Source organism: Shewanella sp. SP1S1-7 (genome assembly GCF_031932105.1).
Taxonomy (GTDB): domain Bacteria; phylum Pseudomonadota; class Gammaproteobacteria; order Enterobacterales; family Shewanellaceae; genus Shewanella; species Shewanella baltica.
In genome coordinates this window covers 212,745-229,013 of the sequence record NZ_JAUOEU010000004.1, presented here as the reverse complement: position 1 = coordinate 229,013, position 16,269 = coordinate 212,745, and the positions used below count along the sequence as shown (strand labels likewise).

Sequence of the window (16,269 nt, the reverse complement as noted above, 5' to 3'; positions counted from 1 at the left end):
CTTACGCAACGCTTAGATTAGCCACTGTACAGAGGTGATAGGCATCCCCTGCCTTAGCTTAGGCTCCACCTCAGCTCCCACACAAACCCGCCGAGAATTGTTAAGCCAAACATACATCTTGGAGCATAAACACGTTACACTAAGCCCATCTTTATCCTAATAGATTCAGCTATGCGGACCGAAAATACAGCCACTCTTAATCTTATTTGGGGCGCCCTTATTCTTGAGGAGTTAGCACGTCTTGGCGTGCAACATGTGTGTATGGCACCGGGCTCGCGCTCGACGCCGTTAACCCTCGCCGCCGCCCAGCAAACTAAACTCCAGCGTCACCTGCATTTTGACGAACGTGGACTTGGGTTTATGGCCTTAGGTCTGGCAAAAGCCAGCCGCGCACCGGTCGCTATCATTACCACCTCGGGCACTGCGGTCGCTAACTTGTATCCTGCGATTGTTGAAGCTTGGCTAACCCACGTACCTTTGATCGTCTTAAGCGGCGATCGTCCGCCGGAATTACTCGGCTGCGGCGCCAATCAAGCCATAGTCCAACCGGGAATTTTTGCGAATTACGCCACCCAAGTGAATTTGCCAACGCCGGATGCGCATATCGCACCGCAGGCATTGCTCACCACAGTGGATGAGGCAGTGGCGAATCAAACTCGTCCAGTGCACATCAACTGCATGTATCGCGAGCCCTTGTACCCGAGTGAACTCAGTGGCGTGATTCTCGATGCCGAATCGCCTTACCTCAAACCACTGCAAACTTGGCTGCAACTCGCCCGCCCGTATACTCAATACGGTAAGAGCAAACAGCTGAGCAGCCCCAGTGACGATGCCATCATGCGGTTCGTCCACGGTAAAGGCGTGATCGTTGTCGGCACACTCACACCCGAGCAAGATCCACAGCAGCTTATCGCGTTATCGCAAAAAATTGGCTGGCCTTTGCTTACCGATGCCCAGTCGCAACTGCGCCAACATCCCGCGGCAATAGGCAATATCGACCAACTGCTACAACATCCAAAGGCACGCAATCTATTACAAGAAGCGGATCGCGTACTCGTGTTCGGCGGCCGTTTATTGTCAAAACGCGTCATCAGTTATCTCGCCGAGCAGAATTGGCACAGCTACTGGCAGGTGTTACCCGAGCAAGACAGACTGGATCCGAGCCACAATGCGAAGCACATTTGGCATGCTAATGCAGAGCAGTTTGCGGCCTTGAACTGGTATCGTTCATCCTCAGCGAACTGGGCGAATACCTTAATCACCTATAACGATGAATTGCATAACTTATTTGTGCGTAATATCGATCAAGGGGAATTTGGTGAAGCGCAGGTGATACGCGCTATCGCCAACACTCGTCCCTTAGAACAGCAGCTTTTTATTGGTAACAGTCTGCCTGTACGCTTGTACGACATGTATGCCCCAGTCAGTTGCTGCACAGCGACCACTTATACCAACCGTGGCGCCTCTGGTATTGACGGCTTGCTCGCCACCGCTTGCGGCATTGCGGCCCACGAAGGCAAGCCCACCAGTTTGATCATCGGTGATTTATCGCAATTGCACGATCTCAACTCGCTGGCCATCGCCAAAGGCTTAAGCAGCCCGCTGGTGATCGTGATCCTCAATAACGATGGCGGTAATATCTTTAACTTATTGCCGGTTCCCAATGAACAAGTTCGCAGCGATTATTATCGACTCAGCCACGGCTTAGAATTTGGCTATGCCGCTGCCATGTTTAATTTGCCCTATAATCAGGTGGATAATTTAGCCGATTTTCAAGATAGCTATAATGAAGCGCTGGATTTTCAGGGGGCTTCAATCATTGAAGTCAATGTGAGCCAAAACCAAGCCAGCGACCAAATCGCCGCGCTCAACCTTTGGGTGAAACAAAGCTAATGCCAAACATGGCCCGTTACGGCGATCCTTCACTACCGACCTTAGTGCTACTACATGGCTTTTTAGGCACTAAGGCCGACTGGTTGCCGTTAATGCCTGCGCTAAGCCAGCACTTCCATTGTATTTGCTTAGATCTGCCGGGCCATGGAGATAATCAAGCTGAAGGGTCGACTGAAGCTAAACTCGATTTCGACTTTTGCGTCGAAAACATAATAGCGCGGCTCGATAGCCTTAATCCAAGTCCCGAACCGTTTCATCTCTACGGTTATTCCTTAGGCGGGCGTATTGCCTTGCACCTTGCAAAAGCCTATCCGCAGCGCTTGTTAAGTCTGAACCTCGAATCCTGCCATCCAGGACTGGTAGACCCGCAAGAAAAAACGGCCAGAACCAAGAATGATACCCAGTGGGCCGAGCGTTTATTGCATCTGGCTAGCAAAGATTTTTTAAACTTGTGGTATCAGCAGCCCGTATTTGCCGACATGACTGCGGCCAAACGTAAAGCATTAATCAAGCAAAGATCTGCCGTCTTAGATCAGCATCCCAAACAGCTGCTTAAAGAGGTATTCGTAGCCACTTCACTTGCGCGCCAAGCATCGATGTGGGATGTGCCTTCGCAACTTGCCTGTGAGTGCCATTTCTTTGTGGGCAGCCAAGATACCAAGTTCCACGCCCTCGCCCAAGAATGGCAATTACACGCGCCCATCCTCGTCCATAGTATTCACGGCGCCGGCCACAACATACACCAAGCAGCTCCCGAGGCATTAATCGCAACAATAGTTAAGCTGCTAGGGTAAATAACAGCATTTAAATGTAGGAAATATATGATCTTAACTTCGCTTAACCTGTATCAATATCGACTACCACTCGACGTATTATTGCCCGTCGGCAAGCAACGCATCGACCACAGGGCAGGATTAGTATTGCAAGCCTGCGCCAGCGCTAATGTTGGTGGTGAGTATAAACAAGTCGAAGTTGAAATCGCCCCACTCTCTGGTATAGATATCGATGAACAAGTCTTAGTGGGATTTAGCCGCGAAACACTGGCTCAAGTGCAAACGGCGTTAACTGAGTTATTACCCCAACTCTGCGGTCAGCATATCGATACCCTGCTGGATTACGCCGAGCAAAGTCCTTACCCTTCCTTGGCCTTCGGTTTAAGTCTGTTGCATGCCAAGTTAATGGGTAAGCTCGATGCTATCCGCCCACAAACCGCCACAGTCCCTTTGATTTATCATCCAACGGATGCGGGCAAAGACTTGCTCGATAACAAGATTGCGGCGCTCGGCATGCATGTTCATTCGGTGAAAGTCAAAGTCGCGCAAACCTCAATCGAAGATGAACTGAGCCTGATTTATGGCATTTTACGTACCCGCCCCGATCTCAAATTGCGTTTAGACGCAAACCGAGGGTTTACACTAGAACAAGCGATCGAATTTGCCGCTTGTTTGCCCCTAGACACCATCGAATACATAGAGGAGCCTTGTCAAAATCCACAGGATAATCTGGAGTTTTATCAAGCGATTGGCATGCCCTACGCCCTCGATGAATCGCTTAACGATCCCGATTATCAGTTTGCCATGCACAATGGCCTAACAGCGCTCGTCATCAAACCTATGCTGCTCGGCAGTATTGAAAAGCTAGCTAATTTAATCGAGACGGCGCAAAGCTATGGCGTGCGTTGCATTATCAGTTCGAGTCTTGAAAGCAGTTTAGGCATTAGCGATCTGGCCCATTTAGCCGCGATTCTCACGCCCGATGAAATCCCAGGACTCGATACCCTAGCCTTTAGCCAAGATTTAGTCGTGTCATCGGGTAAAAAACACTGCCTTACTCTGGCGCAACTTGAGCCTATTGCACAACACGCCATTGATTCAACGCAGCAAAGTGATTTGGGTGCAGCCAAGCGTGAGGAAAACTAGTTTGTCTGACACCCGCCTATCGAAGTCGCTAGCACTGTCCCCCGTGCACCAAGCCGCACTGGCGTTTCCACAGCAGACGGCCATCAAATTGGCGGGACAAGGCATTCGTTACTCTGAGCTTAGTCAACGCGTTATCGCACTGGGTCAGCAGCTAAGAGCAGCAGGCATCGCAGAGGGTGAGCCACTCGCCTGTATTGCATTGAATAATCTCGAGATGATTTGCCTCTATTGGGCCTGCATCGATATCGGGGCGATCTTTTTTCCTATCTCACCTCGTTTTCCTCTCGCGCAGATCCAAGGTTTAATCGATGAACATCAGATCCGCTATGTTTGGAGTGCTGAGGTTTGTGAACTACAGAATTGTCATCACTTGCGCTTAAATTTTAATCGCATTAGCAGTGACTTGGTCCAACCTGTCGACTTTACTCGTCCAGCTAATGTGATTTTAACTTCAGGCTCTAGTGGCTTTCCCAAAGCGGCGGTGCATTGCTTAGCGAATCATATTGCCAATGCCGAAGGTGCCCGCAGCTTAATCCCACTCGAACAAGGTGATGCCTGGCTACTCTCCTTGCCCTTATTCCATATTGGCGGTCTTGCGATATTAAACCGCTGTGCCTTAGTCGGTGCCAGTATTGTCATACCAGATCAAGCGCTAAGTCTTGGTCAGCAGATTGACCAAGATCAGTTGACTCACATATCTCTCGTTCCCACACAACTGAGTAAGTTATTAGCCGATACAAGTAGTAAACTTAAAAGTATCAAAGCCCTATTGCTGGGCGGCGGCGCAGTCTCAATTGACTTACTCCAACAACTTAAGCAACGCAATATCGCCAGTTACACCAGTTACGGCATGACGGAAATGGGCTCGCAGATCACCACAGGTCACGCTTTAAGCGACGGTAGCAGTGGCAAACTACTCCCCAAACGTGAGCTCAAAATCGAAGACGGTGTAATTTTGGTGCGCGGCGAATGCCTGTTTATGGGTTATCTCACGGCGGATGGAATACAAAAGTGCGTTGAGCAAGATGGCTGGTTTTACACCAAAGACAAGGGCGAATGGGACGAAAATGGTAATCTGCACATTCTTGGCCGCGTCGATAATATGTTTATCTGCGGCGGCGAAAACATCCAGCCAGAAGAAATCGAAGCCGCGCTTAAACAACATCCACAAATAGACGATGCAATCGTTTTCGCCATACCAGATGTACAATTTGGCAATCTCCCTGCCGCCATCATTCGCGGCAGTTTAACCCACCACCCAGAGTCGATTGCAAATACGCTCGAACTGTTCCTTGCCAACAAAATCGCCCGCTTCAAACGTCCAAGACAGTATTATGTATGGCCAGAAAATAATGAACAAATAGGACTGAAAGTGAACCGAAAATCCTTGATCCGTGAGCTAACAAAAACAAGTTAGTCCACTAAAACTCAAGGCTAAGCTCCTGTAGTTCTTTAAGCTGTAAACTCGCAGGAAAAAAACGTTGGATAAATGTTTGCTCATCAATAGGACGAGAAAAACAAAAACCCTGTCCAATCGTACAGCCAAGCTGTTGCAACAATACTAATTGGGAATTTGTTTCAATACCTTCTATCACTAACTCCATATTAAGTGCTTGTGATAACGCTATCACGCTGGAAATTGCGGCTTGGCACCTAGGCTCAACACTAAGTTCACGCACAAAACAACCATCTAATTTAATTTGTGAGAAAGGCAATTCGCATAAACGTGCCAATGAAGAATGTGCAGCACCAAAATCATCAATCGCCAATTCAAATCCTAGCATTCGCAAACGGATTAAATTCTCCATATTCACTGCTGGCGCAGCCAACAAACCCGTCTCAGTAATTTCGAGGGTAATACATTGAGGAAGAATGTTAAATTTCTTTACCATATCGACAATCTGATACACTAATTTAGTCGAATTGAGTTGAGAGATATCGAGATTATAGGCGAGAGAAATCTGATTTCCTTGTTGTTGTAGTTGCTGTTGCAGAACACAACCTTGCTTAAACAGCTGCAAGAAAAGTTCATCGAGTAAGCCGTATGAAATGAGCGGCTCAATAAATACACCTGGACCTACAATCCCAAAATCTGGGTGATTCCAGCGCGCAAGCATTTCAGCACCTTTCAAGCTAAAACCGGCGACATCAAACTTAGGTTGATAAAAACCAACGAACTGACCCAGCTTTAATGCCTGTTCAAAATCTTCAAATGCGAAGCGAGTACAAACAATCGGACGGGAAGCAGTCTGACGCTTTTCAGTGCGACTATTAGTAAATCTATCAAGCATTCGCTGTAGATTCTCCACTGAGGGGCATTTTTTTAAATCTCCAAGGTATTCAAAATTAAGCATTTTAATCATCTGTGATACAGCTCGCCTGAGCTCTTTATCAATACTACTAAATAATGCAACTGAAGCTATACCGTACTTCGCTTTAGCTTTACGCAAAAAAGATAACCCATCAATACCGGCCATCATAAGATCGCAAATCACAATATCAGCATTATGATGCTCATCAAGCCAAGCAAGCGCATCTTGAGCTGCGCCAAAGGCAAAGACTTCAACATTGGCAAGAGACGCAAGATTATGCTCAAGTACTGCCCGCTGAAAGGGGTGATCTTCTAACACAATCACTCTTACCTTATCCATTGAATATCCTCAAAATTAAAATAATTTACAGTAAACAAACATTTTTGATCGCTGGCACATAAAATGTAGCAACTTTAAGCTAGTATGATTAGTGTGGCGTTTCAAACAATTGAAATCTGATTACGCGAAACAACCACACATAAAAGTTGATACTCTAGCAGAATGAGATTTTTTTGATGATTAAGTCCACTCTCTTCATCTATTCTACGACTATTATTCATTAAGCATCACCGAACAAAATGTAGGAAAAATCCTAATCACTTGAATTTATTTCACACAAGTGACTTACAAGGATAGAATCAAACTCAAATCGTCGCGGAGTTATAAATGAAGAGAAAAATATTAATAGTAGATGATCATCCAGTTGTTGTTTTAGCACTGAAAATCATTTTGGAACAAAGTGGTTTTGAAGTGATTGCAGAAACCAATAATGGTGTTGATGCGTTAAAACTCATTAAAGAACTCTCACCCGATGCTGTCATTCTCGATATTGGCATCCCCCAGCTAGATGGATTAGAAGTGATAGAAAGATCAAGAAATCTAGTTAAGAGCCCTCCGATACTAGTATTAACTGCACAACCATCAGATCACTTTGTCTCCCGCTGTATTCAAGCCGGCGCTTCAGGTTTTGTCTCTAAACAAAAGGATATGAATGAAGTCACTGGCGCGCTTAGAGCAATTCTCAGTGGTCATTCCTATTTCCCTATTGTTAACAATAGCAACATAATATCTAAATCCAGTCAGGATGAAGTTGAACTTATAAAAAAACTCTCAACTCGCGAAATGGCAGTTCTTCAACAATTAGCGGTAGGTTTATCGAATAAAGAAATAGCCGAACGTATGCTGCTCAGCAATAAGACTATAAGTACATATAAAACACGATTACTTGAAAAGTTAAACGCAAAAACCTTAGTAGATATAATTGACATAGCTAAAAGACACCAATTAATATGAATAAAACTAATCACGTGTTTTTTTATACTATCTTTTTGTTACTACCACTATTCTTACCTTTTTTATTATCAGCACATGCTGTAAATGCACCATACTATAAATTAAGTGGGCACCCTAATCTACATCCAGAACAGATAACACTTAGTAAAGAAGAACGTGATTACGTTAATAATAAGGCAACACTTAAAGTAGGGATCTCTGCACCTGATTATCACCCATTTGACATGACTATGAATGGAGAAAGTCAATATTATGAAGGGATAAGTGCAGACAACCTACAACTGATCAGTAAAATGCTTAACATCAATATCGATATTATTCGGTATCCCACTAGAGAAGAGGTCATTAGTGCCGTAAAAACTGGTGAAATCGATTTATTAACTACAGCAAATAACTACGAAGAAAATAGCGGCCTGATTCTTTCTACTCCGTATATTACAGATAGGCCTACAGTTTTCAGAAACATATCATTAAAAGGTCCGATCAAATCAATTTCAGTGGCCTATGAATACCTGCCAGATGATTTAGTGAAGCAAAAATTACCTGCAACAACACTTGTGACCTATCCATCGAGGCAAGCCGCGGTTGCAGCCGCAGCATTTGGACAAACTGATGCAGTTCTCATTGATCTTGCATCGGCTAATTATCTAATAAATAATGTTTACTCTGGAAAACTCACATTCGAAACCTCACTTCAGATTAATTCGAAAGGAACCGCGTTTGCGATTGCACCAAGCAACACTATTTTATTGACAGTTTTAAACAAAGCAGTGAGTTCAATATCGCTAGATGAAAATAGACTCATCAGAAAGCGATGGAGTGGTGGTGGATTTATTATACCAGAGCTAAATGAATTACCTAAATTTATTGACATTGAAAATCAGTGGATAAAAACACATAAAAAAATTAAAATGGTTGTTAATGAATACATGGCCCCATTAACATATATTGATAATCTAGGTAAGCCGGCAGGGTATGCCATAGAAACTGCAGAGCTGATTAGCTTATATTCTGGCATCGATTTCGAATATGTTGTCACCAAATACTTTTCAGAACAACAAGAACTATTGACTGATAACCAAGATATTTACCTAACAATACTCACACCAAACACAAAAAGGTCTGAGGATTTTATATTTTCTAAAGAATTCTCAACTTCTCCGTATGTTTATGTGCAACAGAAAAATACTGAAAACTCAATACTCCCAATTATAGCGGTACCTAAAGGTCATGCCGTTGAAACAGAAGTACGTCAACATCTAAAATTTAGAGGATTATTGCTCACGAGTAATTATATTGAAGCTTTAGATAAAGTTAAAAATGGCTCAGCTGACAGTACAATTATCCCTTTAAATGTTGCGGACTATTATACAAACAGCTATTTCAATGACCAACTTGAAGTTAGCCATGTGGTGAATGAAATACCGGATGTTACGGCGGCATTTGCACTAAAAAAATCCGAATTTATACTTCAAGAGATCCTCAACAAGACCTTATTAACCATTCCTCCCAATGAGCTACAAGTACTTGAAAATCGCTGGAGGCTAAATACGTTACCTGCAAACCAAACATGGAAAGACTATCGTTATACTATATATACCATTCTTATTGCCGCAACAATACTCATTTTAGCCTCAATTGGCTGGGCATATTATACTCGTCGTCATTATAAAAAGCGTCTTGAAGCCAATCGAGCGCTTGATTCTCAATTATTGTTTATGCAAGAAATTGTAGATGGTATTCCTCATCCTATATATGCACGCAATAAGGAGATGGAACTTATATTATGCAATGAAAGCTATGTCGATGCTTTTAAGACTACGCGTGAAAACCTGCTTGCTAGAAACATCACAAGAGAAGCGCTAAAAATAAGCGAAGCAATTGAAATTGAAAAAGAGTATGCCAATATTTTAAAGACTGGTATATCCTACTTCAAAGATAGAGAAATGCATATAAATGGTGTAAAGCTAAATGCTTACCATTGGTTTAAACCGTATAGGGATGCAAAAGGGGAAATCGAAGGTATCGTTGGAGGCTGGATTGATATTAGTGACAGAATAAAACTTCTAGAAGATCTTCAGCTGGCAAAAAATTTAGCAGAAAGTGCAAATGAAGCCAAAAGTACATTCTTAGCAACTATGAGTCATGAAATTCGTACACCTATGAATGCCATCATAGGTATGCTTGAATTAGCCTTAAAAAGTGCTAATTCTAGACAGGTTGACTTAAATTCAATAAAAGTTGCTTACGACTCAGCCAATGGCTTGCTTGAACTTATTGGCGATATTTTAGATATCGCTCGCATTGAAGCGGGTCAACTCACGCTATCACCTGTTAGAACGGATCTAAAATCAATTGTGGCGTCTGTAGTTAGAGTCTTCAATGGTCTAGCCCATCAAAAGAGAATAAAACTAGAATTAGATTTCGATAATAAGATTAAGCAAGATGTATTGGTCGATCCCATGAGAATTAAACAAATACTGTCAAATTTGATCGGCAATGCCATTAAATTTACCAACAAAGGTTCAGTGTCAATAAAGGTATATGTTGGTGATTCTGTTAACGAACAAGTTTCATATATCTTCACAGTCAAAGATACTGGTATAGGAATATCTGTTGAAGACCAAAAAAACCTGTTTAAACCTTTTTCACAAGGGCATGGTTCCCACAACAATTATGGTGGAACGGGACTTGGCCTAATGATATCGAAATCCCTTTGTGAGATGATGGGTGGCTCTTTACATTTACAGAGTGAGGAAAACTCAGGTACCGAAGTCAAAATGGAACTTAATCTAAAACAATTGGATAATTTAGATGACATTATAGAATCTCCTGCAGTAAGAGTTTCTCAATCTAAAAGTTCATTTCAAATCCTTATTGTCGACGATCACCCAGCAAATCGCTTACTACTTGCCCAACAACTCCGCTATCTAGGACACTCTGTAGATGAGGCTGATAATGGTGAGCTGGCACTAAAAATGTTTAGAGAACATGAATACCAGTTCATAGTAACAGACTGTAATATGCCAGAAATGGACGGGTACGAGCTCAGTAAAAGAATCCGCCAGCTAGAAGAAACATTCAGATTCAATACTTGTATTATTATTGGGTATACTGCTAATGCACAGATAGAAGTAAAACAAACCTGTCTAGATGTAGGAATGGATGAGTGCCTATTTAAGCCGATAGGCCTTACAGAACTAGATCAAACACTCAATAATTTTGCAGAGCGAGTACAAAATGAAAGCAGTAAAAAATATTGTGACTTTGATGTCAATTCTCTCCTTAAACTCACTAATAACAACACAGAACTAGCAGCTAAACTTCTGCGAGAACTAATATCATGTAATACAAGTGACTTAGAGAGTATTTTAAATTCAATTAAAATCGAGGATTTTAGTCTCACTAAAAATCTTGCACATAAAATAAAAGGTGCGGCAAAAATCATTGACGCTAATACCTTAATTTCTGTCTGCGAACAAATAGAGATTTCTGCTAGTTCTGAAGCAATGACACAACTATCGACTCAACTCGAACATTGTATTCTCTCGCTTGAGAACGAAATAAATATTTTTTTACTACAGACTAAACATTAAAATATGCAATATGAGCAAAATTTTAGTCTAGTCACTTTTTCACACATTTTCCGAGAACACTTAGTAAAGAGTACAAGTGTTTTTAACACCTTGCTAAATGAGAAAAATCACTTAGCAAGGTGAATCATGTCAACAAGAATAGATGTAAAATCGTTAATGCTAAATTAAAAACTGAAGCATTGATGTTTGCCGACATGATTAGTTATCCGCAGTGATCGGAGAACCCGCATGATGTAAGGGCGCAGAATATCTGGGCATAAATCAACTTCTGCAGCACACGAAGCTGAGTTACCATTGAAGTAGTAGCTTGAAACCTTGTCATAAATCGAATCAATATCCCAAGACGAACACCTCTTATAGATTTATCCATAAAATTGGCACTCACATGAATAGTGAACTAGAGTAATAATTAGAAAAATTATTCATTAGAGGAATATGCCATGAACTCAGCTCTCTATCTTATCATTCTGACTGCCGCAATCCACCCACAAGCGAGCAATAACATCACTTTTTCAGGAGTAGTTCCAGGGGAAACCTGTAATATTGACAGCTTAACAGATGCAGACATTACAAAAAAATCAACAATAAATTTGTGTGATAAATTTATAAATACAAAAGTCTACACTAAAAATGTAGACATAAATGATACGAAAAATGAAATAATAGTCATAGAGATTAAATAAAATGACTATGCTAAAAATATTATTTCCGATATTTTTACTCACTCCATTTCATTCATGTCAAGCGATAACGCTATTAACAGGAAGTAAAGCAGTTAACTTAAGCCAAAGCAAAGTAGCTGTTTGGCTAGCAAACAATCGAAATAAAGAAATTAACTTAAAAGTTTGGGTATCAGACACTGATGACTTCACAAAACCCAGCGATAATTATACTGTTAACATTGTAAAAAATGAGCTTAGTATAAATGGAAGAACGTTAGTATATATACAAGCGAAAAATATAGCGGTTCATGATGAAAAAACAGCTAAAATATGTATTTATGAAGAAATGGAATTAGCCAAGCCAAGATTAACCATTATGTCAATGGAATAGTTTGAAGCATAATCATCATTATTTTATACTGATTACGTTAAAACCTATTTTTATCTACAATATATTACAAAAACATACGAAAATGGATAATTGACGACATTAGATATTAATAGTTAATGAGGCTAATAGTAAAATTTTATTGTACTCATTAAATTACCTTAACGATAAATTGTGTCGAAAGGTTAGCAGAGTACAAAATTAGATAAATATTTGTCTAATTGAAAAATTGAGATTACACATATATCAGACTCTGTCAGATTCAATTAAAGGTCAAAGCCCCAAGTATATTTTAGACTTGGGGCTAAACTATTATGCTACACTCAATTGCTCTTTTCAGTAGCAACCCTTATACCATGTAAATATCCTGTCATACCAGTGGAATATACCGTCACTTCAGTAAGCCTTTCATTTGAAGGTATATCGATAATAAAATCCTGTACACTAGTCAATGAACTACTTGTTCCCTTAGTTCCACAGCCACTTTCATTGCCAAGAGTGTTTACGACACCAAAATAACTAATTACTCGCTTAGGATCTGAAACATACTGGTAAAGCCCTGAACGAATATGTAATTTAGTGATAGACGTTCCTACTGACAAATTCATTATACTGCCACCAGTTCCACCTATATAATTCGAAGAAGAGACACCTAATGCATCCACAATTAACCCACTACGACAAAAAATGTCATTACCAGCAGAAAAGTTAAATGTCTTATTAAATAAGGGGCTGCCATTAAGATAGGTTAAAGTACCATATGTCCCTTTTAAATCTGCGCCAGTAAAATAAATTAACTTATTTACTGTCTTTCCATCGAGGGGGTGACCTACTTCAGAAAGTTTAAACTGCAATTGATATTGTCCAGTCTTAAACCCTGCATGAAAAACTTGTTCGCCATTTCCTTTTGGCGTAGTGGTAAATGTAACATCACTATTCGTTAAAGTAACATCCCCAAGAAATGGTTGAAAAACTGACTCAGTTTTACCTCTATAAAAAACTGAATAATCAAATGATGTTGCCGTTTTCACAGTTTGTGGTAATGGAATTTCAATAAAATATCCGCCCATGTCAGAATCATCGGAAACACATGTTACATAGGCAAATTCATGTGAGAATAGTTCAACAGGCACATCAGAACTACGCATGTCAATTGCACTATAAGAGATCCCTTCAATTAACGGTGAACTGGACCAGTATTGCTTTTGAGTTGGCCAGTTTCCGACTAATATTCCAGTACTCTTCAGCTCGATGAGCTCATTCAATGTTGGTAATCTTCCCCCCTTAGCTTGACAAAAACCGGTTGCAGCCGTGTATGAAAAACTAGCAGCCGTAAATATTCCATCACTTCCCGGAATATCATTTTCTGAGCTTGGTTGGTAGCTTAAATCTAAAAATTGAGCTTGATCTGAGCTCAGTGGGGCAGAAAAACTAACTGAAGTCGTTGGAACTACAATATCAGAGTAATAATTGACCACAGTAACAGCTATGTTAGCCGAAGCAAAACCTGCATTATGATCTGTCACAGTATAAGTAATATAATAAACACCCGGGATAAAGGATTTAAATTTAATTTTTGTATTAGTGACATCCTCAGGAAATGCAACCGTTGCTAGACCATTAAAAGAATGGACATCATACAACTGAATGCTACCACCATCGGGATCTGATATATAATCGCTAACATCAATAATAACTTCTACACCGGGCTTAATGACCTGAGGCGCAACTGGATAAGAAAAATTTTGAGCGAGTGGAGCGGTATTAATCCCTTTTGAAACAGCGACATCTATGCTTCCAAGATAAACAGCGCCTGCATTATCTTTCATCTCATATAAAATTCTAGTAATACCAGATTCTTGTGCAGTGTAGTTAATTTTGCTATTTGCCACATCGACAGTTGAAGTTCCTGAACCAAGAACAGTTACATTGTCGGCTATAGTTAAACCAGCGGCAGTGACATCAATAGTACCAAAAGCATATTCTGCCAATGTAAGGCTTAATGGGGGCAATTGTACATTTTGTGCACTTGAACTCTCAACAAATACAGAACGACTAATTGCGCTTTTTTTGATGTTTTTGCTATTTTTTACCGTATACTTGAATAAACAAGAACCATCCTCAGTAGAGGTAACCTTAAAGCCATTAGTTTCCCTTAGTACATTCTCACAAAATTTATCACCTGTAAGTAATTCTAATGAATCTAAATATATATCCCCACCATCTGAGGATGCTGTAAATGGACCTAGATCAATAAAACCTTGCTCATTTGTTTTAAAAACATGAATAGTATCAATTGCCGATACATTGACATCTATTACATCAGGTTGGGTAGGATTTGAAGGAAGAGTATTACTTTCACCATTCTCACCACAGCCAGCAACTAGAAATAACATTAATATAGGGAAAATAATATGTCTCATTATAGCCTCGAATTAATTTTTCAAAATTAGAAATCAGCTTCAAATAGGATGGTGAAGCTATCTGTATAGATACCACTTTCAACATTCGCTGCTGCAATATTTTCGTACGATACATTCAATACAAAAGCAATATTTTTTTTATTTCCTGCAACCGAATTCAATATTGTTGATTTGTCAGAAAGAGAAAGAACCCCTCCAGAAACTAACCTACTATCTGTGCATGCAGCACCTACACAACTAATACTATATGGAATAGTATTAGTTAATGTTAAACTGCTAAGATGATAGGTTCTATCTTGCAAAATCATTTTCATACCTTTATCAAAATTTCCGGTTGCATTCACTTGGAAATCTGTAGTAGCAGACACAGTTTTTTGGATTTTGTCATAAACTGGTACTAGTACCCCTCCACCATTAATTACAACCGTACTAATGTAAGAAGGATTATTAAATATCTGAATTGCAAAAGATTGTCGAATATCTCTATAAGTTAATGCTCCGCTTGAGGAGTAGTAATAATAACGAATAGTAAAAGGTATCACTCCCGAATATTGACCTTTAGGCTTTTCATAAAACAGTTCAAGCAACGCTGTTTCATCAAAATAGAATAATGGACGCAGGAAAAAAAATGGCGTTTTTGAAACACCATTATTAATCAATTTATTATAAGTACAATTCCCCGTCCCAGCCAAATGGACTACATTGCCAAAAGCGATACTAGTATCACAAATTTGTTGTGTGCCCGGATTATCTATTACATCAGCAATTGAATTACTACCTGCATTATACTCTATACCTGTAATAGTTAATGGAAATGTAATAGTATTACCACCATTGCTCAGCGTAATAGAGGATAATGGCTGAGGAGATGCCATAAAACCTGGCCGCCATTTCGTTGTAGGCGTCAAACCACTCTGAGGTGACCAAGTGCTTAACGTGTTCTGACCTTGAGAAGAAACAAGGTTATCCCAAGTTAATTGACCATTCGCAACCGTTCCATTCAGGGTAAAACAAAATCCAAACGACATAGGCAAGAGTAATAAAATAGTTAATAAAATTTTCATGATCATAATTGTGATTCCGGCTCTAATGCAATTTCTCGCTTATAACTCTCATCATGATTATATATTGAGGCATTAACCTTTATTGCTTTCATATATTCAGGAATGTTAAACGTTCTAAAACGTCCTGCAATCACTCTTTCCTGTACTCTACAATCCATAGTCTTATCCATTGAGCAACGATCAATAACAAAAGTCAGCATCGTATTACCTTTGTTAAAGATCTCAATCACACTGCCATTTCTTTTTATGCTATATTGCATATCGCTTTTTTCTGCAGGTACTACGTAGATAACAGAATATCCATAATTTACTTGAACAGCATTTTCTTGTTCTTCACCTTTTTTTAAATAAGGTGAAGGCTCAAACACTATACTAAACGTCCTATCTTTCGTTTTGTCACACTTTACCTTATGACAAAGTGAACGTATGCCAACATCCTTAACTCTGCTTGGTTCAAGAATTAATTTAGGGCTCGTCGTCATTATCTGCCAACTCTGAATATTTTGCTTCGTATACTCAGTACGTATAACCTCACCAGCATTATCCGTTGTAATTTCGAATATGGACGTTTTTATAAAGCTATTTTTAGGGAGATCATTTGTTACCGTAACTACACCATTACCTTTAGTATCAGAGAGTAGAAACATAGTATCAACCTTCAAAGCGTTTGCACTAAAACTAAAAGCTATCACTATAAGAAATAAAATTATTCTTTTCAT

The 16,269-nt window shown here is 40.2% G+C and carries 12 protein-coding genes; 8 read left to right on the top strand and 4 right to left on the bottom strand.

Annotated elements, in window-relative coordinates:
• Positions 1-171: 171 nt before the first annotated feature.
• Genes menD through menE form a run of 4 tightly spaced genes read left to right on the top strand, consistent with a single transcriptional unit; the run spans position 172 to position 5,229 of the window.
• Positions 172-1,893 (top strand): 2-succinyl-5-enolpyruvyl-6-hydroxy-3-cyclohexene-1-carboxylic-acid synthase, encoded by a 1,722-nt coding sequence (menD, locus tag Q4Q49_RS05495; RefSeq protein WP_259510999.1) that lies wholly within the window; start codon positions 172-174, stop codon positions 1,891-1,893.
• A complete protein-coding gene (menH, locus tag Q4Q49_RS05490) occupies positions 1,893-2,687 on the top strand; it encodes a 2-succinyl-6-hydroxy-2,4-cyclohexadiene-1-carboxylate synthase (protein ID WP_311988147.1) in 795 nt (264 codons plus the stop codon). Before menD ends, menH begins: the two co-directional genes overlap by 1 nt.
• 27 nt (positions 2,688-2,714) lie before the next feature.
• Positions 2,715-3,812 carry an o-succinylbenzoate synthase gene (menC, locus tag Q4Q49_RS05485; protein ID WP_311988146.1) on the top strand — a complete coding sequence of 366 codons (1,098 nt, stop codon included), beginning with the start codon at positions 2,715-2,717 and terminating at the stop codon, positions 3,810-3,812.
• 1 nt (position 3,813) lies between these two features.
• Complete coding sequence (menE, locus tag Q4Q49_RS05480) at positions 3,814-5,229, top strand: o-succinylbenzoate--CoA ligase (protein WP_311998827.1); 1,416 nt, start codon at positions 3,814-3,816, stop codon at positions 5,227-5,229.
• Positions 5,230-5,233: 4 nt separating this feature from the next.
• Here menE and Q4Q49_RS05475 read toward each other — a convergent pair whose 3' ends face one another.
• Positions 5,234-6,463 (bottom strand): EAL domain-containing response regulator, encoded by a 1,230-nt coding sequence (locus Q4Q49_RS05475; protein WP_311988144.1) that lies wholly within the window; start codon positions 6,461-6,463, stop codon positions 5,234-5,236.
• Positions 6,464-6,790: 327 nt separating this feature from the next.
• Here Q4Q49_RS05475 and Q4Q49_RS05470 point away from each other — a divergent pair, with 327 nt between their 5' ends.
• From Q4Q49_RS05470 to Q4Q49_RS05455, 4 genes are all read left to right on the top strand, one after another.
• Positions 6,791-7,417 (top strand): response regulator transcription factor, encoded by a 627-nt coding sequence (locus Q4Q49_RS05470; RefSeq protein WP_212599536.1) that lies wholly within the window; start codon positions 6,791-6,793, stop codon positions 7,415-7,417.
• Positions 7,414-11,013: an ATP-binding protein gene (locus Q4Q49_RS05465; protein WP_311988143.1), complete on the top strand. Its 3,600-nt coding sequence runs from the start codon at positions 7,414-7,416 to the stop codon at positions 11,011-11,013. The genes Q4Q49_RS05470 and Q4Q49_RS05465 overlap by 4 nt, the downstream gene beginning before the upstream one ends.
• Positions 11,014-11,453: 440 nt before the next feature.
• Complete coding sequence (locus Q4Q49_RS05460) at positions 11,454-11,696, top strand: hypothetical protein (protein WP_311988142.1); 243 nt, start codon at positions 11,454-11,456, stop codon at positions 11,694-11,696.
• Between the two features lies 1 nt (position 11,697).
• Positions 11,698-12,066 (top strand): hypothetical protein, encoded by a 369-nt coding sequence (locus Q4Q49_RS05455; protein WP_311988141.1) that lies wholly within the window; start codon positions 11,698-11,700, stop codon positions 12,064-12,066.
• Between the two features lie 320 nt (positions 12,067-12,386).
• On the opposite strand, the gene Q4Q49_RS05450 is transcribed toward Q4Q49_RS05455, so the two are convergent.
• The 3 genes from Q4Q49_RS05450 to Q4Q49_RS05440 are packed head-to-tail and all read right to left on the bottom strand — an operon-like array spanning position 12,387 to position 16,269.
• Positions 12,387-14,486, bottom strand: coding sequence for a beta-prism lectin domain-containing protein (locus Q4Q49_RS05450; protein ID WP_311988140.1), 2,100 nt, complete (start codon positions 14,484-14,486; stop codon positions 12,387-12,389).
• Positions 14,487-14,512: 26 nt separating this feature from the next.
• Complete coding sequence (locus Q4Q49_RS05445; protein WP_311998826.1) at positions 14,513-15,556, bottom strand: hypothetical protein; 1,044 nt, start codon at positions 15,554-15,556, stop codon at positions 14,513-14,515.
• Complete coding sequence (locus tag Q4Q49_RS05440; protein ID WP_311998825.1) at positions 15,553-16,269, bottom strand: hypothetical protein; 717 nt, start codon at positions 16,267-16,269, stop codon at positions 15,553-15,555. Before Q4Q49_RS05440 ends, Q4Q49_RS05445 begins: the two co-directional genes overlap by 4 nt.